Consider the following 20,298-nt stretch of genomic DNA (forward strand, 5'->3'; position numbering starts at 1 on the left):
CGGGCGGCAAGCTATTTACCCAGGCGCCGCAGTTCGTCCGATTCCACCACGCGCACGCCGTCCTGTTCCTCCAGCGCCAGGCGCCAAAGCGCACGGGCCAGTTGCAGCGCTTCGATGCCGTGGTACTTGCCCGGAATCAGTTTCGACAGGGGCCCGGCAATGCGCTCGGCCAGGCGTGCCTCGACGCGGTCACCGATCAGCAGCGAAGGTCGGGCGATGGTCAGTTGCGGCCAGCCCTGCGCACGCAGGGCCTCTTCGGTTTCGCCCTTCACCCGATTGTAGAAAACCGAGGATTGCGGGTCGGCGTCGATGGCGCTGATCAGCAGAAAGTGTCGCGCACCCAGTTCCAGGGCGCGCTGGGCATAGGCGACGATGAGCGTATGGTCGACCTCGCGAAACGCCTCCTGGGAGCCAGCCTGCTTGATGGTCGTGCCCAGGCACGAGAAGGCGATGTCCACCGGCCCTTGCAGGTCTGCCAGCAGGGGCAACAACGGCCCCACCGGGTTTTCCAGGTGCGCGTGCTCGGCGAGGGGGCGGCGGGTGGGCGCCAGGACTCTTTTCACGGTGGGTTCGGCGAGCAGGCGATCGAGCAGATGCTCGCCGGTCAGGCCCGTGGCGCCCGCGAGAAGGATGTGCTGCGGCGTCAAGTACATGCGGTGTCTCCCTTGATACAGGCAGCGTGAAGCGGATGCCCTATGGCGTGTTCTCAGGCGCTGCGGCATCGTGCAATGCGCGCTTGGCCTGTTGTTGGCGCAATCGCTGCCAATGCGCGAGCACCCCCTTGGGCGCCCAGATCTGTGGCTGCGAGGCCTCGTAATTGTCGGCGATCTCCCGTTCGGCAACGTGCCGGCTGGCAAGTTCGAAAGCCTGCTGCAGGTCGTCCGTCTGGTTCAGCGCCTGGGCGAACAGGGCGTCGCCGAAATAGGTGAAGTCGGCCTCTTCGGAGCAGCCGAAGGACACGCGATCGGCTCGCGAGGCGGTCATGATCAGGGTTTTCTCGTCCCTGAGCGCCGGGATGAACCCGCCCGAGTAACAGGCCGAAATGACCACCACCTTGTCGCGGCCCTTGAGCGGTGCCAGCACGGCGGCCAGTTCATCGGCGGGCAGGTCGCCCAACTGCAGGCGAGGTTGGTCGAGCACCAGTTCGTGCTCGCTGGTGCCGTGGCTGGTCAGGTAGATGAACACCAGGTCTTCCGGACCGCTGCGCGCCGCCAGCGTCTGGACGCTGCGGCTCAGGGTCTCGCGACTGGCCATCACGCGATCGGCCAGGTGATCGCGATGGTTGGCCAGGGTGATCTGGCCGATGGCGCCGAAACGGCTGGCGAGCATGCCGGTGACGTAGTCGGCTTCGCGCATGAACACGCTTTGCTTGCCATCCCCGGCCAGCGCCAGGCTGTACAGTTCGATCGCTGCGGTGGACGGCGGAACGGCGGCGAGCGCCTGCTCCAGCAGCCGGCCCTGGTTGAGCAGCCCCTGCTCCAGCGGATCGGGCAACAGGTGGCCCTGGGCATCGCGAATGCGCTGGCCATTGAGCCAAAAGCCGACCTGGGTGCTGCCATCCTTGAGGGTCAGGGTGCCTTGGCCTTGATAGGTGTCGTTCTCGAAGGTGCCGCTGTAGGTGCTGCCGTCGGCCAGGGCCAGCCAACCCTTGCCGCTGAAACGCCAATCGGCGAATTCGCCCTTGTAGTGGCTGCCATCGCTGGCAAACATTTCGCCCTTGCCGCTGAGCACGCCTTCCTTGAAGGTGCCGATCCACACGTCGCCTGCGGCATTCTCGTAGCGGCCACGACCGTGCAGCTGGTTGAGGTGGAAGTTGCCGATGTACTGGTCGCCGTCGGCGTTGCTGAACGTGCCGTGGCCTTCGAGCAGGCCGTTGACGAAGGTGCCAGTGAACTGATTGCCCGCCGCATCGCTGCGCGTGCCTTCGCCATTGGGTTTGCCGTGGGCGAACCAGCCCTGGTACTGGCTGCCGTCGTCGAGCTCGATGTGGCCTCCACCCCAGTACTGATCTTCCTTGAAGCCGCCGCGGTACGACACGCCGGCTTCCTTGAAGGTGCCCTCACCCTGGCGCCGTCCCTTGACGAAGCCGCCGGTGTAGGTGGTGCCGCGCGCGATCAGCGTTCCCTGGCCATGAAACAGGCCATGGTCGAAACCACCGGTGTAGACCTCGCCATTGCGCCCGTGCCATTGGCCTTCACCCTGCCACTGGCCGTCCTTGAACTGCCCGGCGTAGCCGCTGCCGTTGGGGTAGTCGACCCGGCCCTGGCCCTGCAACAGCCCATTGACCACGTCCCCGCGATAGCGACCGCCATCGGGCAGTCGCGCATCGGGCGGCGACAGTGGCTCGCCATCCCCGCAAGCGGCGATCAACAACGACAGGGCGAGGGGAACGAGAGGGCGCATGAGCGGGTCCGGGCGATTGAGGCGCCGAGTATGCCGCAGATGCAAGGGTGGAAAACAGATGCAGGGTGCTTTTCGGCCACGCGCTGCCTGCACGCCGACAGCGTTCGGGTCATCGTCGCCTGCCTGCTCGGTCCGTAGCCCGCCAAGGGGTGCGCCATCTTGCATCACCCAGGCGTACGCCCGAGGTGCTTATAATGCCTGGCTTGCGAAGGAGACCCCCAATGTTGCTACGCGGTTTGACCTGGCTGGTCCTGTTCCAGCTGTTGGGCACGGCCCTCAATCATCTGATCCTGCCTGTGTTGCCCGGTCCGATCATCGGTCTGGTGCTGCTGCTGATCTACCTGATGGTCCGTGGCGAGGTCAGCGAGCCGCTGAGCCTGGCGGCCAACAACCTGTTGCGCTACCTGCCCTTGCTGCTGGTGCCGCCTGCAGTGGGCGTGATGGTGTATGCCCAGCAGATCGCCGATGACTTCTGGGCCATCGTCGGCTCGCTGGTGATTTCCGTCACGGTATCCACGGTGTTCGTCGGCTGGCTGATGCAGCGCCTGATCCGTCGCCGCCGACACGACACCCCGGTGCAACCATGATGCTGGACTGGCAGGGCGCGGTGCAGGCCGTCATCCATCATCCGCTGTTCGGCATCGGCATCACCTTGGGCGCCTATCAACTGGTGCTGGCCGGCTACGAGAAGACCCGCTGGATCTTCCTGCAACCGGTGCTGCTGTCGATGCTGCTGCTGGTCGCGGTGCTGGTCGGCTGCGGGATCAGCTATGCCGAATACCGCAAGAGCACGGAAATTCTCGGCATTCTGCTGGGCCCGGCGACGGTGGCCCTGGCGGTGCCGCTGTTTCTCAACCTGCGGCGGATTCGTCAGTTGCTGTGGCCGACGCTGATCACCTTGGGCCTGGGCGGCCTGTTCGCCACAGCGTTGTGCCTGCTGCTGGGGCGTTGGCTGGGGGCCGATCACATGATTCTGATGACCATGGCGCCCAAGTCGGTCACCTCGCCGATCGCCATGCTGGTGGCGGAGCAGATTGGTGGCGTCGCGGCGCTGGCGGCCGTGTTCGTACTGATCACCGGCGTCATCGGTGGAATCTTCGGCCCCGGCCTGCTGTCTTTGCTGGGCGTCGAGCATCCGGCGGCGCGCGGGATGGCACTGGGCCTGAACGCGCATGCGGTGGGGACCTCGGTGGCATTGCAGGAAAGTGAAGAAACCGGCGCCTTCGCGGCGCTGGCCATGAGTCTGATGGGCGTCGGCACGGCGGTTTTCCTGCCGTTGGCCATCAGCGCATTCGCGTGAGGACACAAGCCATGACATTGCCGCTCTTTCCCCTCAACACCGTGCTGTTCCCGGGCTGCGTGCTGGACTTGCAGCTCTTCGAGGCGCGTTATCTGGACATGATCGGTCGCTGCATGAAGCAGGGTACCGGCTTCGGGGTGGTCGGTATCGTCGACGGCGCAGAAGTCGGCCACGCGCCGAGCGCGCACGCCCAGGTGGGCTGTGAGGCGGTGATCATCGACTTCCAGAAGCAGGACAATGGCCTGCTGGGCATTCGCGTGAAAGGTGCGCGGCGTTTCCGTGTCGAGCGTACCGAGGTGCAGAAGGATCAGTTGCTGGTGGCCGACGTGAGCTGGCTGGATGAGCAGGCGGACCCGCCGCTGACCGAAGAACATGCCGATCTGCAGGCCCTGTTGCAGGCATTGGCCGAACATCCCATGGTCGCCGCTCTGGGCATGACCGAAGGTGCTCAGGGGCAGCAGTCGTTGGCCAACCAACTGGCCTATCTGCTGCCGTTCACCGAGCAGGAAAAAAGCCGATTGCTGGCCCAGAGCGACCCTGGCGTGAGCCTGACGCAGATCCAGGCCCTGCTCGATACTCTGCAGGGCGACGCCCAGGCCTGATCTTTCGCAGGATCAAGGGCGTTCCCTGCGCTTGGGCTACATATAGCGATACTGTTCCAGTGCCATCGGCAGCCCGTGCACGGCGAAGAAGCCGAGCAGCAGCGCGCACGCCGGTACCACCAGCCACCACACATGCAGGGGCATGGCCGGCAACGGCTTGCGATATTCCACGGCCGCCAGGCACGAGGCGCAGACGAAGCAGGCCAGCATGGTTCCGGCCATGATGTCGGTCGGCCAATGGGCGCCCAGGTAGACCCGCGACAAGGCAATCGACAGCGCTGGAATGCTCGCCAGGATGATCCAGACCAGGCGCATGCGCGGCGTCTGCCGACGTCCGGCCAGGATCGCCAGGCTCAGAAAGAACGCGAAGGCCGCCGAGCTGTGCCCGCTGGGCATGCTGAAGGTGGTCAGCGGTTCGAGCAGCACGTCGGGCCGCTGCCTCGCCACCAGATGTTTCAGCGAGCCGTTGAGCGATGCGGTGATCAGCATGGTCGAGCAGGCGAACAGGGCCGGCCGCCATTGGCGAGTGATCAGCAGCAGTACGGTGAGCAATCCGGCCACCATGAACTGGGTGCGGAAATCACCGATGCGTGTCACCAGCACCACGAAGGTTTCCGCTGCCTCGCTGCGGTGCTCCTGCACCAGGGTCTTGAGGCCGTTGTCCAGTGCGCTCAGGTGTGGGAAACCGAAGAACAAGGCAATCAGCATGATCAAGGAGGCGAGGGCGATCAGCATCGTGCCGCGCTCGCGGTTGCGCCAGGTGGCATGCAGGCTCAGGCCCATCAGCAGGGCGATACAGGCAACGACGATACCGGCCTGCGGCCAGAAGTCATCGGGCAGGGGCAGGCGGAATGCCGCACCGGTTGCCCAGCCTGGTAGCAGATAGGCCACGGACCAGCCGGCTGCCGCTACCAGGCTGACGAGAATGAAGCGCGGCAAGGGCATGTCGAGCATGCCGGCGACCATGGGCAGCATCGGCCGCAGTGGGCCGATGAAGCGGCCGACCAGCAGGCTGGCGACGCCGTAGCGCTGGAAATAGCTCTCGGCGGTTTCCAGCCATTGCGGGTGCGTGCGCAGCAACGGCAGGCCACGGATGTTCTGGTGAAAGCGCCTGCCCAAGGCGTACGAGATGGCGTCACCCAACAGGCCGCCGGCGTAGCCCAGCAGCAGGGTTTCGCTGAGAGACAGCGCACCGTTGCCCGCCAGCACCGCCACGGCGAACAACACCACCGTGCCGGGTACGACGATCCCGGCGATCGCCAGGCATTCGATGCAGGCGATGGCGAAGATCGCCACGCCCAGCCACTGCGGATGCAACGTCAGCCAGCCTGTCAGACTGTCCAGCCATTCGCCCATGAGTCAGGTTCCTTGAAAGATCGAGAAGTAATCGCGGCCTTCGATCTGGCCGCGACGCAGGGGGTTGCGCGTGCAGAAGCGGGCATAGCCGGCATCCACGAAGCGATAGGGCAGGTGTTCGTCCCGGCCCAGCGGAATGCCCAGGCGCGTGGTCTGCACCACGTGCGGGACAGTGGCGCCGACGTCGTCGACGAACAGTTGTTCGGTGTCGAAGCGCTGGGCGTCCCACACCGGCACTTTCAGGCCCAGGGCCTTGCACAGCAGGGTCTGCCCGGCGCACAGGCGCTCGGCCGGACGTGGCTGGCCGCTCGCATCGGGATTGTTGAGCTGCATCTGGGCGAAGGCGTTGTCGTCGGTGCAGGCGTCGAGCCAGGGGTAGGCCGACTTGATCAGCACCGCGTTGCCCGGCCCCTGGGCACTGAAATTCAGCGAATCGCCACCGCGGGCGTAATACATATAGATGTGGCCGCCGTCCAGGAACAGCGCGCGGCGCTTGTGGGTATAGCCAAGCGAGGCATGGCTGCCGCGATCCGTGACGTAGTACGCCTCGGTTTCGATGATGCGCGCCGACAGCCAATAGGGACCCTGACGGTGGCGAATCACCTTGCCGAGCAAAGCACGGGCCAGGGATTGCGCGTCGGTATCGAAGAAGGCGTCGGGCAACGGGTTGAACATAACGGGGTCCATTCGGTGTCGCGGTGGATGATAGCAATTGCACATCGGCCAGGCCCGTGGACATATGTTTAAAGAGGTGTTTTCGACCATCCGCCCGTCACCGCTGTTAGTGGGCGTACGTGACAGCTATAATCAGCCGCTTTCCTCTTTGCCAAGACCACAGAGACCATGACCGAGTCCGTTCTTGACTACATGACCCGCCTGGGTCGCGCCGCCCGCGAAGCCTCGCGGGTCATTGGCCGTGCCAGCACCGCGCAGAAGAATCGCGCCCTGCAGGCGGCGGCCAGTGCCTTGGACAGCGCCCGCGCCGAACTGGTTGCCGCCAACGAGCAGGATTTGGCATCGGGTCGTGCCAATGGCCTGGACGCGGCCATGCTCGAGCGCCTGGCGCTGACCCCTGCGCGCATCGACGGCATGATCGTCGGCCTGCGCCAGGTGGCCAGCCTGCCGGACCCGGTAGGGGCGATCCGCGACATGAGCTACCGGCCTTCGGGCATTCAGGTCGGCAAGATGCGCGTGCCCCTGGGCGTGGTCGGTATCATCTACGAGTCGCGGCCCAACGTGACCATCGACGCCGCCAGCCTGTGCCTGAAGTCAGGCAACGCGACCATCCTGCGCGGCGGCTCCGAGGCCATCCACTCCAACCGTGCCATCGCCGCCTGCATCCAGCGCGGCCTGGCCGAAGCCGGCTTGCCCGCCGCCGTGGTGCAGGTGGTCGACACCACTGACCGCGCGGCGGTCGGCGCCCTGATCAGCATGCCCGAGTACGTGGACATCATCGTGCCGCGCGGCGGACGTGGTTTGATCGAGCGCGTCAGCCGCGAGGCCAAGGTGCCGGTGATCAAGCACCTGGACGGCATCTGCCATGTGTTCGTCGACGCCGGGGCCGACCTGGCCAAGGCGCAACGCATCGCCTTCAACGCCAAGACCTACCGCTACGGCATCTGCGGGGCCATGGAAACCCTGCTGGTCGACCAGTCGGTGGCGGCCAGCTTCCTGCCGCCCATGGCGGCGCAGTTCCGCGACAAAGGCGTCGAGCTGCGCGGTTGCCCGCGCACCCGCGACCTCATCGAAGCGGTACCGGCCAGCGAAGAAGACTGGGATACCGAGTACCTGGCGGCCATACTGTCGATCCGCGTAGTGGACGGCCTGGACCAGGCGATCGAGCACATCAACCAGCACGGCTCGCACCACACCGATGCGATCGTGACCGAGCAGCAGGGTCACGCCCGGCGTTTCGTCGCCGAAGTCGACTCGGCCTCGGTAATGGTCAATGCCCCGACCTGTTTCGCCGACGGCTTCGAGTACGGTCTGGGCGCCGAGATCGGCATTTCCACCGACAAGATCCACGCCCGCGGTCCGGTGGGGCTGGAGGGCCTGACCTGCGAGAAATACGTGGTAATCGGCGACGGCCAGCTGCGCGGCCAGGAGCCGGTCTGAGTTGACCGCACCGAACCGCCCCGGTCCCCACGCTGTACACTCCCGCGCTGCGCGTCGAATCGGCGTGCTGGGCGGTACCTTCGACCCGGTGCACATTGGTCATCTGCGCGGTGCCGTGGAGGTGGCCGAGGCACTGGGTCTGGATGACCTGCGGCTGGTGCCCAGCGCGCGGCCGCCGCATCGCGACCAGCCGCAGGTATCGGCCGAGCAGCGCCTGGCCATGGTGCGCGCAGCGGTGCAGGGGCTGGCGCCCTTGAGCGTGGACGACCGCGAACTGGCGCGCGACAAACCGTCGTACACCCTCGACACCCTGGTGTCGATGCGTGCCGAGCTGGACCCGCAAGACCAGTTGCTCCTGCTGCTGGGCTGGGACGCCTTTTGTGGCCTGCCCACCTGGTACCGCTGGGAAGAACTGCTGCAACACTGCCATATCGTCGTGTTGCAGCGACCTGATGCCGACACCGAGCTGCCCGATGCCTTGCGCAACCTGGTGGCGGCGCGTTCCATCAGCGACCCGCAAGCCCTCAAGGGGCCCTGCGGGCAGATTACTTTCGTCTGGCAGGCACCGCTCGCGGTGTCGGCCACCCAGATCCGTCAACTGCTGGCCAGCGGCAAGTCGGTGCGTTTCCTGGTGCCTGACGCTGTACTGGCCTACATCGAGGCGCACGGGCTGTACCGTGCGTCCAATTGAACTGAACGAGTTTTTTATGAGCAATAAGCAAGCAATCCCCGCAGAAGAAATCGTCGAGCTGACCAAAGCCGCTCTGGAAGACGTCAAGGCCCAGGACATTCTGGTCATCGACGTGCGTGACAAGAACAGCATCACCGACTTCATGGTCATCGCCACCGGTACCTCCAACCGCCAGATCAGCGCCATGCGCGAGAAGGTTCGCGAATTGGTCAAGGCCAAGGGCGTCAAGCCGCTGGGCGAAGAAGGCGCGGGCGACAGCGACTGGGTCCTGCTGGACCTGGACACCGTGGTGGTGCACATGATGACCGCCGCCTCGCGCCAGTTCTACGACCTGGAACGCCTGTGGCAGGGCGCCGAGCAGAGCCGTGCCGCCAGCGCCGCGCACCATACCCCTGGCCACCAGGCTCTTAACGACCAAGAGTAGTCTGGGCCATGCGTCTGCGTCTGATCGCGGTGGGTTCGCGCATGCCCAAGTGGGTGGAAGAAGGCTGGCATGAGTATGCCAAGCGTCTACCTGCCGAGCTTGCGCTGGACCTGGTCGAAATTCCGCTGAACACCCGCGGCAAGAATGCCGACGTCGCACGCTTCATCCGTCAGGAAGGCGAAGCGATGCTGGCCAAGGTCGGTCCGGGCGAGCGCATCGTCACCCTGGAAGTGCACGGCAAGCCCTGGAGCACCGAGCAGCTGGCGGTGGAACTGGATCGCTGGCGCCTGGACTCGCGCACGGTGAACTTCATGGTCGGTGGCCCCGAGGGGCTGGCGCCGGAAGTCTGCGCCCGTGCCGAGCAGCGCTGGTCGTTGTCGCCGCTGACCTTGCCTCACCCGCTGGTACGGATACTCATCGGCGAGCAGCTGTATCGCGCCTGGACCGTACTGTCCGGGCACCCTTATCACAAATAGGCCGTAAACCAGCCGATGTCCCAGCCGATTCGCCTCAAGGACCACGAGAAAGACGCGCGCACCGTGCGCAGCCGCGTCGTGGTCGGTGCGGCGGCGATTCTGGTGCTGATCTGCGTCCTGATCGCGCGCCTGTATTTCCTGCAGGTGATCCAGTACGAGTATCACTCCACGCTGTCGGAAAACAATCGGGTGCACGTGCAGCCGATTCCGCCCACGCGCGGGCTGATCTTCGATCGCAATGGCGTGGTCGTGGCCGACAACCGGCCCAGTTTCAGCCTGAGCATGACCCGCGAGCGCTCCGGCGACTGGCGCCAGGTGCTCGACACCATCGTCGAGGTGCTGGAGCTCAGCGACGAAGACAGGCAACTGTTCGAACGCCGCATGAAACAGGGGCGCCGGCCGTTCGAGCCGGTGCCGATCCTGTTCGAGCTCAACGAAGAGCAGATCGCCCGAGTCGCGGTGAACCAGTTTCGTCTGCCCGGTGTGGAAGTGGTCGCGCAATTGGTGCGGCACTACCCGCAGGGCGCGCATTTCGCGCACTCGGTGGGCTATGTCGGACGCATCAACGAGAAGGAACTCAAGACCCTGGATCCGGTGGACTACAGCGGTACTCACCACATCGGCAAGACCGGCATCGAGCGCTTCTACGAGCCGGAACTGCACGGCACGGTGGGTTACGAGGAAGTCGAGACCAATGCCCGCGGCCGTGTACTGCGGGTGCTCAAGCGCACCGATCCGAAACCGGGCAAGGACATCGTCCTGAGCCTGGACATCAAGCTGCAGGAAGCTGCCGAAGAAGCGCTGGGCGGTCGGCGCGGTGCCATCGTGGCGATGGACCCGCGCACCGGTGAAGTGCTGGCCATGGTCAGCCAGCCCAGTTTCGACCCCAACCTGTTCGTCACCGGCATCGGCTTCCAGGCCTATGCCGACCTGCGCGACTCGATCGATCGGCCGCTGTTCAACCGTGTATTGCGCGGCCTGTATCCACCCGGTTCGACGATCAAGCCCGCAGTGGCAATCGCCGGCCTGGATTCCGGTGTGATCAACGCCGGTTCGCGGGTGTTCGACCCTGGCTTCTATCAGTTGCCCAACTACGACCACAAGTACCGCAACTGGAACCGCACCGGCGATGGCTGGGTGGACCTGGACACCGCCATCATGCGTTCCAACGACACCTATTTCTATGACCTGGCGCACAAGCTGGGCATCGACAAGCTGGACAGCTACATGGGCCAGTTCGGCATCGGCCAGAAGGTGTCCCTGGACATGTTCGAGGAGTCGCCGGGCCTGATGCCTTCGCGCGAATGGAAGCGCAAGACCCGTCGCCAGGCCTGGTTCCCCGGCGAAACGCTGATCCTGGGCATCGGCCAGGGCTACATGCAGGCCACCCCGCTGCAATTGGCCCAGGCCACGGCCCTGGTGGCCAACAAGGGCAAATGGAATCGTCCGCGGCTGGCGCGCACCATCGAGGGCGCGCCCCCGGTGGACGAGAACCCCATGCCCGACATCGTACTGCGCAACCCCTCCGATTGGGGCAAGGTCACCCATGGGATGGAGATGGTCATGCAAGGTGCCCGCGGTACCGCGCGCAAGGCGGCCATCGGCGCCAAGTACCGCATCGCCGGCAAGTCCGGTACGGCTCAGGTCGTCGCCATCCGCCAGGGCGAAAAGTACGACCGCAGCAAGGTCCAGGAGCGCCATCGCGATCATGCCCTATTCGTCGGCTTCGCGCCTGCCGACAACCCGCGCATCGTGGTGTCGGTGATGGTCGAGAACGGCGAGTCCGGCTCAGGCGTCGCCGCGCCCGTGGTGCGGCAGATCATGGATGCCTGGCTGCTCGGCCCCGACGGCCAGTTGAAACCCGAATACGCCAGCGCCACGGGCGCGGAGATCACCGCCCTTGAAGAGTAATTTCGACCGCATCCTCTCCAGCGAGGATGTGATGCGTCGCCGCGCGACGTTCCTGCAGCGCATCCACGTCGACGGCCCCCTGCTGATCCTGCTGCTGACCCTGGCGGCCGGCAGCCTGTTCGTCCTGTATTCGGCCAGCGGCAAGAACTGGGACCTGCTGATCAAGCAGGCGACCTCGTTTGGCCTGGGCCTGGTCTCGATGTTCGTCATAGCCCAGCTGGAGCCGCGCTTCATGGCGCGCTGGGTTCCCCTGGCCTATGTGGCCGGGGTGATACTGCTGGTGGTGGTGGACGTGATGGGCCACAACGCCATGGGCGCCACGCGCTGGATCAACATTCCCGGGGTCATCCGCTTTCAGCCCTCGGAGTTCATGAAGATCATCATGCCGGCGACCATCGCCTGGTACCTGGCCAAGCGAACCCTGCCTCCCACGCTCAAGCACGTGGCGGCCAGCCTGGCCCTGATCGGCATTCCCTTCGTGCTGATCGTGCGGCAGCCGGACCTGGGCACGTCGCTGCTGATCCTGGCTTCGGGCGCCTTCGTGCTGTTCATGGCCGGGCTGCGCTGGCGCTGGATCCTCAGCGTGCTGGCTGCCGCCGTGCCCGTTGCCGTGGCCATGTGGTTCTTCATCATGCACGACTACCAGAAGCAGCGGATCCTGACCTTCCTCGACCCGGAGAGCGATCCGCTGGGCACCGGCTGGAACATCATACAGTCCAAGGCGGCCATCGGCTCCGGCGGCGTGTTTGGCAAGGGCTGGCTGCTGGGCACTCAGTCGCACCTGGACTTCCTGCCCGAAAGCCATACCGACTTCATCATCGCGGTGCTGGGCGAGGAGTTCGGCCTGGTCGGTATCTGTGCGCTGCTGTTGATCTATCTGCTGTTGATCGGCCGCGGGCTGGTGATCACTGCGCAGGCCCAGACCCTGTACGGAAAGTTGCTGGCCGGCAGCCTGACCATGACTTTTTTTGTTTACGTTTTCGTCAATATCGGTATGGTCAGTGGCCTGCTGCCGGTGGTGGGGGTGCCGTTGCCATTCATTAGCTACGGCGGAACTTCGTTGGTGACCCTACTGTCAGCGTTTGGCGTTTTGATGTCGATCCACACCCATCGCAAGTGGATCGCACAGGTTTGAATAAGGTGAGCAATTGCATGCAAGTAATGCGTAGCTGGGCAGCTCGAAGCGTTCCCTGGATCGGCCTGATGGGTCTGTTGGGGTCGGCACAGCAAGCCAGCGCCGGCGACTACGGTGGCTCACCGCAGGTGACCCAGTTCATTGGTGAGATGACCCGCGACTATGGCTTCGCCAGCGACCAGTTGAACGAGGTGTTCAGGGAAGTCGAGCGCAAGCAGTCTATTCTCGACGCGATCTCGCGTCCCGCCGAACGGGTCAAGCCGTGGAGCGAGTACCGGCCGATGTTCATCACCGATGCGCGTATCGCCCGCGGCGTCGACTTCTGGCGTCAGCACGAAGCGGTGCTGGCCCGTGCGGAACGCGAATACGGCGTCCCGGCGCAGGTCATCGTCGCGATCATCGGTGTCGAAACCTTCTTCGGCCGCAACACCGGCAATTATCGGGTGATCGACGCGCTGTCCACCCTGAGCTTCGATTACCCGCCGCGCGCGCCATTCTTCCGCAAGGAGCTGCGCGAGTTCCTCATGCTGGCGCGCGACGAGCAGCTCGATCCGTTGACCCTCAAGGGCTCGTACGCGGGGGCCATGGGGCTGCCGCAGTTCATGCCCAGCAGCTTCCGCGCCTACGCGGTGGATTTCGACGGCGACGGCCACATCAATATCTGGACCGACGCCGATGACGCCATCGGCAGCGTCGCAAGCTATTTCAAGGAGCATGGATGGGTCGCCGGTCAGCCAGTGGTCAGCCGAGCCAGCGTTTCCGGTCCGCAGGTCGACGATGGCTTGAGCCCGGGCATCGACCCGGTCAAGAATGTCGGGCAGTTGCGGGCGCTGGGCTGGTCGAGTCATGATGCGCTGCGCGACGACCTGCCAGTGACCGCCTTCCGCCTGCAGGGCGCCGAAGGTCCGGAATACTGGATGGGCCTGAAGAATTTCTATGCAATCACTCGCTACAACCGCAGTGTGATGTACGCCATGGCCGTGCACCAACTGTCGGAATCGCTGGTTCAAGCACGGGGCGTCAAGTAATGCGGGCAATGCCGATACGTACATCCTCAGCCATCGCGGCCTGCGCGGCACTGGGCCTGTTGCTCGCCAGCTGCTCGTCGACCCCGCCGCCGTCGCGTACCGTCAAGCAATCGGGCCCGACCGTCAAAGCCATTCCCGGCCTGAACATCAATCGAGCCCACAAGGACGGCGCGCCATGGTGGGACGTCGACGTGTCGAAGATCCCCGACGCCGTACCGACCCTGCACACCGGTCCCTACAAGGCCAACCCCTACACGGTGCTGGGCAAGACCTACTTCCCGATAGCCGAGTCGCGCCAGTATCAGGCCACCGGCACGGCGTCCTGGTATGGGACCAAGTTCCACGGCCAGAACACCGCCAACGGTGAGGTCTACGACCTGTATGGCATGAGCGCGGCGCACAAGACCCTGCCGCTGCCCAGCTATGTGCGCGTGACCAACCTGGACAACAATCGCACGGTGGTGCTGCGGGTCAACGACCGCGGGCCTTTCTATTCCGACCGGATCATCGACCTGTCCTATGCCGCCGCCAAGAAACTGGGTTACGCCGAAACGGGCACTGCGCGGGTCCGGGTCGAGGGGATCGATCCTCAGGAATGGTGGGCCCAGCGTGGTCGCCCGGCGCCGCTGGTGCTGAACCAGGGGCCGGTGGTGGCTCAGGCCCGGCCCAACATCACGCCGTCGGCCGGTACGGTCGAGCAATACACGCCGCCGCCCCAGCAACACGCGGTCGCCACGCTGCCGGTGCAGATGGACGCAAAAAAAAACGGTTCTGCACAAGCGTCTGGCCTGTATCTCCAGGTGGGAGCGTTCGCCAACCCCGACGCTGCGGAGCTGCTGCGTTCCAAGCTGAGCTCGATGGTCAGCGCACCGGCCTTCACCAGCCAGATCGCGGTCAACCAGCAGACGTTCTATCGGGTACGCCTGGGACCGATCAATTCCCAGGGTGAAGCCCAGCAGATACAGGACAACGTGCGCATGGCCAACCTCGGCGTGCCCAAGTTGGTGACACTGGATTGAACCGCGCCGCCTGCGGGCGGCGCTGCAATGAACGCCCGGCAACGGGCGTGCGACACCGGGCCGCCCGCCCACAACAAGACTGCCCGCAAGGGCATGTGCCCATCAGCAATTTCGAGAGACGGATGAACATCACCACATTTGCCAAACGCCTGTGCCTGCTTGTACCGCTGATCATTGCCCCTGCCGCTTGGGCGGCAGATCAGATGATGCCAGCGCCGCCGCAACTGGCTGCCAAATCCTACGTGCTGATGGAAGCTTCCAGCGGTAACGTGCTGGTTGAAAACAACGGCGACCAGCGTCTGCCGCCAGCCAGCCTGACCAAACTGATGACCGCGTACATCGCCACCCTGGAGATCCGTCGCGGCCAGATCGGCGAGAACGACCCGGTCACCGTCAGCGAAAACGCCTGGCGCACCGGCGGCTCGCGGATGTTCATCAAGGTCGGCACCCAGGTGTCGGTCAGCGACCTGCTGCACGGCATCATCATCCAGTCGGGCAACGACGCTTCGGTAGCGCTCTCCGAGCACATCGCCGGCAGCGAAGACGCCTTCGCCGACATGATGAACACCACCGCCGGCAAACTGGGCATGAGCAACAGCCACTTCATGAACCCGACCGGCCTGCCGAACCCTGAGCACTACTCCACCGCTCACGACATGGCCCTGCTGGCTCGCGCGATCATCCACGAAGACCCGGCCCACTATGCGATCTACTCGCAGAAGGAGTTCTTCTGGAACAACATCAAGCAGCCCAACCGCAACCTGCTGCTATGGCGTGACAAGACCGTCGACGGTCTGAAGACCGGCCACACCGAAGAAGCCGGCTACTGCATGGTGTCCTCGGCCGTGCGCGACGGCATGCGTCTGATCGCCGTGGTGTTCGGCACCAACAGCGAGCAGGCCCGTGCAGCCGAGACCCAGAAGCTGTTGACCTACGGCTTCCGCTTCTACGAAACCCAGACCTTCTACCAGAAGGGCACCGAGCTGGCCAAAGCACCGGTGTGGAAGGGCGACATCCGCGAGATCAAGGCCGGCCTGGCTGAAGATCTGACCATGACGCTGCCCAAGGGTCAGTTGAAGAACCTGGCTGCCAGCATGACCATCAACCCGCAGCTGACCGCGCCCATCGCCAAGGGCGACGTGATCGGCAAGGTCGAAGTGAAGAACGGTGACAAGATCGTTCAGACCTCCGATCTGATCGCGTTGGACGATGTACAGGAAGGTGGTATTTTCCGCCGCGTGTGGGATAGCGTTCGTCTATTCTTCTACGGCTTGTTCAACTGATATCGCGACCGCGCGCCCTCGCCTTGGCAACAGGCGGGGGCGTTGTTGTTTTCACGGTTTACCCGAGGCCGTCATCGCCATGACCGATACCGAAGTAAAAGAACCGAAGATCGAATTCCCCTGCGCCGACTACCCGATCAAGATCATCGGCGACACCGGTGTGGGCTTTCGCGACACGGTGGTGAAAATCGTCGAGAAGCACGCCACCGTCAATCACGACAAGAACGCCGAGCGCCAGAGCACCAACGGCAACTACACCACCCTGCAGTTGCACATCCTGGCCACCGGCCAGGAACAGCTCTACAACATCAACAGTGAGCTGCGCGCCACCGGCATCGTCAAAATGGTGCTCTGATGCCGCAATGCCTGGGGTTCCGCGAACTCGGTCTGATGCCTTACGAGCCTGTCTGGCACGCGATGCAGCGGTTCACCGATCAGCGCGATGCAGACGCCGCCGATGAAGTCTGGCTGGTCCAGCATCCGGCGGTCTTCACCCAGGGCCAGGCGGGCAAGGCCGAGCATCTGCTGGTGCCCGGCGAGATTCCGGTGGTGCAGGTCGACCGCGGTGGCCAGGTGACCTACCATGGCCCTGGCCAGCTGGTGGTGTACCTGCTACTGGACGTGCGCCGGCTGGGCTACGGTGTGCGTGAGCTGGTCACGCGCATGGAGCATACCCTGATCGATCTGCTTGCCTCCTATGGGGTGCCTGCCGCAGCCCGTGCGGATGCCCCCGGCGTCTATGTGAACGGCGCGAAGATCGCCTCGCTGGGTCTGCGTATCCGCCGTGGTTGTTCATTCCACGGCCTGGCGCTGAACGTCGATATGGACCTCGCGCCTTTTCGGCGGATAAATCCATGTGGATATGCCGGCCTGCCGATGACGCAGATGTGCGATCATGTCGCACCCCTTGAATTTGCCGAGGTCAGTGCAAGGCTGCGAGCGCAGCTGGTCAAGCACCTCGACTATGTTGAGCAGACGACCCTTACGGGCGGAATCGACTGATATGACTACCGCGACAGAAGCTGTGCAAACGCTGATCCCCCTGCAGAACCTCGCCGAGGGTGCGCCCAAGGCCAACGCGCCGCGGCCCAAGGTCGAGGCGGGCGTCAAGCTGCGCGGTGCCGAAAAGGTCGCGCGCATCCCGGTCAAGATCATCCCCACCGAAGAGCTGCCGAAAAAGCCCGACTGGATCCGTGTGCGCATTCCGGTGTCGCCCGAAGTCGACCGCATCAAGCAGCTGCTGCGCAAGCACAAGCTGCACAGCGTCTGCGAAGAGGCCAGCTGCCCCAACCTGGGCGAATGCTTTTCCGGCGGTACCGCGACCTTCATGATCATGGGCGACATCTGCACCCGTCGCTGCCCGTTCTGCGATGTGGGCCACGGTCGCCCCAAGGCGCTGGACGCCGACGAGCCGATGAACCTGGCCGTGGCCATCGCCGATCTGCGCCTCAAGTACGTGGTGATCACCTCGGTGGACCGCGACGACCTGCGCGACGGCGGTGCCCAGCACTTCGCCGACTGCCTGCGCGAGATCCGCAAGCTGTCACCCGGCGTGCAGTTGGAAACCCTGGTGCCCGACTACCGTGGGCGCATGGATGTGGCGCTGGCCATCACGGCGCAAGAGCCGCCTGATGTGTTCAACCACAACCTGGAAACCGTGCCGCGTCTGTACAAGGCCGCGCGTCCGGGTTCGGACTACCAGTGGTCGCTGACCCTGCTGCAGAAGTTCAAGGAGCTGGTGCCCCATGTGCCGACCAAGTCCGGCCTGATGCTGGGTCTGGGCGAAACCGACGAGGAAGTGATCGAGGTCATGCACCGCATGCGCGAGCACAACATCGACATGTTGACCCTGGGCCAGTACCTGCAGCCATCGCGCAGCCACTTGCCGGTCCAGCGCTTCGTACACCCGGACACCTTCGCCTGGTTCGCCGAGGAAGGCTACAAGATGGGCTTCAAGAACGTCGCTTCCGGGCCGTTGGTGCGCTCCTCGTACCACGCCGACCAGCAGGCTCACGAAGCCAAGATCAAGCTCTGACATCTGCCGGCGTAGAGCAGGCACCGCCTGGTCTACGCCGGACCCACGATTGCGGAGTCTTTCCCATGCAATTACCTCCACGCCTGCCCGACCACGGCACGATCGCGCTTATCGCGCCGGCCGGCCCCATCGAATTGAATGTCGAAGCAGCCTTTGACTGGTTCCGTGCGCGGGGCCACACGCTGCGCATCTACCCCAGTGTCGCGCTAGCGCAAGGCTATCTGGCCGGTAGCGACGAGGCCCGCCTGCAAGACCTCCACGACGCGTTTTCCGATCCCGAAGTGGATGCCATTTTCTGCCTGCGTGGTGGCTACGGCACGCCCCGTCTGCTGGACAAGATCGACTTCGCTTTGCTGGCGCGCCACCCCAAACTTTTCGTGGGCTACAGCGATATCACCGCGCTGCATATGGCCATCGCTCGCCATGCCGGGTTCGTGACCTTCCATGGGCCGCTGTTCAAATCCGATCTGCTGACGCAGAAACAGGCGCCGACCGAGTCTTCGTTGTGGCAGATGCTGCGCGGAGAGCTGGGGGCAGGGGACCTGTTGCAGCATCCGCCAGCGTGGCCGCTGACCACGATACTGCCTGGCCAGGCTCGAGGGCGATTGATGGGCGGCAACCTGGCGATGATCAGTGCCACGCTGGGAACGGCGTACGAGCTGCCTGGCGATGACATCGTGCTGTTCATCGAGGACGTCAACGAGCCGCTGTACCGCGTGGATCGTTTCCTGACCCACCTGCGCCTGGCCGGCAAGCTGCGTGGAGTGCGGGGTGTGATCGTGGGCGACTTCGCGGGGATCGGTGTCGAGCAGATGACGCCGCTGCTGCTCGATACGTTTCAGGCCGATGGCATTCCAGTGCTGGCCGGGTGGCGCAGTGGTCACTGCGATCCGAACCTGACCTTGCCCCTGGGCGTGCAGGTCAGGCTCGATGCCACTGAGCGGCAGGTCTGGTTGGAGCAGGACGTGGTGGCCTAGGCGACGCCAAGGCCACCACGTCCTGTTACTGCTGCGCTCGCAGCGCTTCCAGCAGCTTGTGGGTCGGATAGCCGTCAGCTGGCCAGCCCAGGGTTTGCTGCGCACTGCGGATCGCCTTGCGGGTATTGGCGCCGATGATGCCGTCGGGCGCGCCGGCATCGTAATTGCGCGCGGTTAACCGGCTCTGCAGTTCGATGCGCTCGGTGCGTGTGAGGGGCATGTCATCTTTCGGCCAAGTGCCTTGAATGTAGCCCGAACTCTGGAAGCGCTGCGCGAGCAGGCTTACGCCCAGCGCGTACGATGAGGAGTTGTTGTACTTCAGGATCGCGCGGAAATTATCGAACACCAGAAAGGCCGGGCCGCGGTAGCCGGCGGGCAGAAGCAGCGCCGCCGAGGCATTCTCGCTGCCCGCCGGGACTGCGCCGCCGGGCATCGTCGCTACACCCAGACGCTGCCACTCGCTGACCGGCTTGCGACTGCTGCCGTCGGCCAGGGCGTAGTCGAAGCCGTCGGGCAGGCGCACTTCCAGGCCCCAGGTCTGGCCGCTTTGCCAGCCAGAGCTTTGCAGGTAGTGGGCCGTAGAGGCGAGGGCGTCGGCGGCGCTGTTCCAGATGTCGCGGCGACCATCGCCGTCGAAGTCGACGGCGTGGGAATTGTAGGTGGTGGGGATGAATTGGGTCTGGCCCATGGCACCGGCCCACGAGCCGAGCATGCGCTCAGGTTGGATGTCGCCATTCTGCAGGATCTGCAACGCAGCCAGCAGCTGGCTTTGCGCGAACTCAGGGCGGCGGCCTTCGTAGGCCAGGGTCGCCAACGAGCGGATCACCGATTTGTCGCCCTGGATCTGACCGAAGCTGCTTTCCATGCCCCACACGGCAACCAGCACCTGGCGCTCGACGCCGTAGCGCTGCTCGATGCTCGTCAGCACGTCAGCGTACTGGTCAAGCATGGCCTGGCCACGGCGCACGCGAGTCGGGGAGATGGCGCCGTCGAGGTATTCCCACACCGGGCGGCTGAATTCAGGTTGGCTGCGATCAGCCTTGATCACGCTCATGTCGGGCGTGACGCCTTCAAAGGCACGGTCGAACAGCTGCGCGTCGACGCCGCTGCGCAGCGCTTGCTGGCGGAAGCCCTGTTGCCATTCGGCGAATGTCTGGGTCGGCAGCACCGGGGTGTCGACGCTGCTCGGCGCGGGCGCCATGGGCACCGGCAGGGAAGGCTGGACGATCGGAGCGGGCAGGGTGTCGGCGACGGTGGGTTTTTCCGCGCAGGCAACCAGCAAGGCCAGGCAGGTAGTCACGGCGAACTGGCGCATGGGCCAGCCAGAGGTACGACGAGAAGACATTCACAAGTCCAGGGCTTTCGGGGCAGAGGCAAACCTTAACATGCCAGCCTGACCTGTAGCATGGGTTTAGCCTTGTAAGCGCTTACCCTGACATTCTGCGGTGAAGCTTTGTGGGAGCGGGCTCTGCCCGCGAATGCAGCGCCGCAATGTATCTGACATGCCGCAGTGCAGGCTTCATCTGCCTACCAGAATGCTGCG

Annotated in this window: 21 protein-coding genes; 16 read left to right on the plus strand and 5 right to left on the minus strand. The window is 64.6% G+C overall.

Features of this window, described 5'->3' with window-relative positions; translation table 11 throughout:
• Positions 1-11: 11 nt before the first annotated feature.
• Complete coding sequence (locus ABMD26_RS14380; protein WP_049860828.1) at positions 12-653, minus strand: oxidoreductase; 642 nt, start codon at positions 651-653, stop codon at positions 12-14.
• Between the two features lie 40 nt (positions 654-693).
• Positions 694-2,403 carry a C13 family peptidase gene (locus ABMD26_RS14385; RefSeq protein ID WP_354310367.1) on the minus strand — a complete coding sequence of 570 codons (1,710 nt, stop codon included), beginning with the start codon at positions 2,401-2,403 and terminating at the stop codon, positions 694-696.
• A gap of 221 nt (positions 2,404-2,624) precedes the next feature.
• Here ABMD26_RS14385 and ABMD26_RS14390 point away from each other — a divergent pair, with 221 nt between their 5' ends.
• The 3 genes from ABMD26_RS14390 to ABMD26_RS14400 are packed head-to-tail and all read left to right on the plus strand — an operon-like array spanning position 2,625 to position 4,305.
• Positions 2,625-2,990 (plus strand): CidA/LrgA family protein, encoded by a 366-nt coding sequence (locus ABMD26_RS14390; protein WP_049860830.1) that lies wholly within the window; start codon positions 2,625-2,627, stop codon positions 2,988-2,990.
• Positions 2,987-3,703: an LrgB family protein gene (locus ABMD26_RS14395; RefSeq protein ID WP_049860831.1), complete on the plus strand. Its 717-nt coding sequence runs from the start codon at positions 2,987-2,989 to the stop codon at positions 3,701-3,703. Before ABMD26_RS14390 ends, ABMD26_RS14395 begins: the two co-directional genes overlap by 4 nt.
• A gap of 11 nt (positions 3,704-3,714) precedes the next feature.
• Entirely contained in the window at positions 3,715-4,305 is a 591-nt protein-coding gene (locus tag ABMD26_RS14400) for an LON peptidase substrate-binding domain-containing protein (protein ID WP_320523165.1), read from the plus strand.
• A gap of 36 nt (positions 4,306-4,341) precedes the next feature.
• On the opposite strand, the gene ABMD26_RS14405 is transcribed toward ABMD26_RS14400, so the two are convergent.
• The gene (locus tag ABMD26_RS14405) at positions 4,342-5,661 is read right to left on the minus strand and encodes a bifunctional DedA family/phosphatase PAP2 family protein (protein WP_354310371.1); all 1,320 of its coding nucleotides are present in this window, start codon (positions 5,659-5,661) and stop codon (positions 4,342-4,344) included.
• Between the two features lie 3 nt (positions 5,662-5,664).
• Positions 5,665-6,336 carry a DNA-3-methyladenine glycosylase gene (locus ABMD26_RS14410; RefSeq protein WP_354310373.1) on the minus strand — a complete coding sequence of 224 codons (672 nt, stop codon included), beginning with the start codon at positions 6,334-6,336 and terminating at the stop codon, positions 5,665-5,667.
• Positions 6,337-6,504: 168 nt separating this feature from the next.
• Between ABMD26_RS14410 and ABMD26_RS14415 the strand changes: the two genes are divergently transcribed.
• From ABMD26_RS14415 to ABMD26_RS14475, 13 genes are all read left to right on the plus strand, one after another.
• A complete protein-coding gene (locus tag ABMD26_RS14415; protein ID WP_320523162.1) occupies positions 6,505-7,776 on the plus strand; it encodes a glutamate-5-semialdehyde dehydrogenase in 1,272 nt (423 codons plus the stop codon).
• A gap of 1 nt (position 7,777) precedes the next feature.
• Positions 7,778-8,467 carry a nicotinate-nucleotide adenylyltransferase gene (nadD, locus tag ABMD26_RS14420; protein ID WP_122742659.1) on the plus strand — a complete coding sequence of 230 codons (690 nt, stop codon included), beginning with the start codon at positions 7,778-7,780 and terminating at the stop codon, positions 8,465-8,467.
• A 16-nt stretch (positions 8,468-8,483) separates the two neighbouring features.
• Entirely contained in the window at positions 8,484-8,891 is a 408-nt protein-coding gene (gene rsfS, locus ABMD26_RS14425; RefSeq protein ID WP_090360562.1) for a ribosome silencing factor, read from the plus strand.
• 8 nt (positions 8,892-8,899) lie between these two features.
• Complete coding sequence (gene rlmH / locus ABMD26_RS14430; protein ID WP_043192648.1) at positions 8,900-9,367, plus strand: 23S rRNA (pseudouridine(1915)-N(3))-methyltransferase RlmH; 468 nt, start codon at positions 8,900-8,902, stop codon at positions 9,365-9,367.
• 15 nt (positions 9,368-9,382) lie between these two features.
• Entirely contained in the window at positions 9,383-11,278 is a 1,896-nt protein-coding gene (gene mrdA / locus ABMD26_RS14435) for a penicillin-binding protein 2 (RefSeq protein ID WP_310792324.1), read from the plus strand.
• Positions 11,279-11,309: 31 nt separating this feature from the next.
• The gene (gene rodA / locus ABMD26_RS14440) at positions 11,310-12,413 is read left to right on the plus strand and encodes a rod shape-determining protein RodA (protein ID WP_049860839.1); all 1,104 of its coding nucleotides are present in this window, start codon (positions 11,310-11,312) and stop codon (positions 12,411-12,413) included.
• Positions 12,414-12,430: 17 nt separating this feature from the next.
• On the plus strand, positions 12,431-13,441 hold the full coding sequence (gene mltB / locus ABMD26_RS14445) for a lytic murein transglycosylase B (protein WP_049860840.1): 1,011 nt from the start codon (positions 12,431-12,433) through the stop codon (positions 13,439-13,441).
• Entirely contained in the window at positions 13,441-14,460 is a 1,020-nt protein-coding gene (locus ABMD26_RS14450; protein WP_056843999.1) for a septal ring lytic transglycosylase RlpA family protein, read from the plus strand. The genes mltB and ABMD26_RS14450 overlap by 1 nt, the downstream gene beginning before the upstream one ends.
• A gap of 122 nt (positions 14,461-14,582) precedes the next feature.
• Positions 14,583-15,743 carry a D-alanyl-D-alanine carboxypeptidase family protein gene (locus ABMD26_RS14455; protein WP_049860842.1) on the plus strand — a complete coding sequence of 387 codons (1,161 nt, stop codon included), beginning with the start codon at positions 14,583-14,585 and terminating at the stop codon, positions 15,741-15,743.
• Positions 15,744-15,822: 79 nt separating this feature from the next.
• Positions 15,823-16,098: a DUF493 domain-containing protein gene (locus ABMD26_RS14460; protein WP_049860843.1), complete on the plus strand. Its 276-nt coding sequence runs from the start codon at positions 15,823-15,825 to the stop codon at positions 16,096-16,098.
• A complete protein-coding gene (lipB, locus tag ABMD26_RS14465) occupies positions 16,098-16,745 on the plus strand; it encodes a lipoyl(octanoyl) transferase LipB (protein WP_056844000.1) in 648 nt (215 codons plus the stop codon). Before ABMD26_RS14460 ends, lipB begins: the two co-directional genes overlap by 1 nt.
• Position 16,746: 1 nt before the next feature.
• Positions 16,747-17,778 carry a lipoyl synthase gene (gene lipA, locus ABMD26_RS14470; protein ID WP_049860845.1) on the plus strand — a complete coding sequence of 344 codons (1,032 nt, stop codon included), beginning with the start codon at positions 16,747-16,749 and terminating at the stop codon, positions 17,776-17,778.
• Positions 17,779-17,843: 65 nt separating this feature from the next.
• Entirely contained in the window at positions 17,844-18,755 is a 912-nt protein-coding gene (locus ABMD26_RS14475) for a S66 peptidase family protein (protein WP_354310380.1), read from the plus strand.
• Between the two features lie 25 nt (positions 18,756-18,780).
• On the opposite strand, the gene ABMD26_RS14480 is transcribed toward ABMD26_RS14475, so the two are convergent.
• Complete coding sequence (locus ABMD26_RS14480) at positions 18,781-20,100, minus strand: lytic murein transglycosylase (RefSeq protein ID WP_354310382.1); 1,320 nt, start codon at positions 20,098-20,100, stop codon at positions 18,781-18,783.
• Between the last annotated feature and the right edge of the window lie 198 nt (positions 20,101-20,298).

This window comes from Pseudomonas sp. PvP001 (assembly GCF_040546375.1).
GTDB classification, from domain to species: Bacteria; Pseudomonadota; Gammaproteobacteria; order Pseudomonadales; family Pseudomonadaceae; genus Aquipseudomonas; species Aquipseudomonas coleopterorum.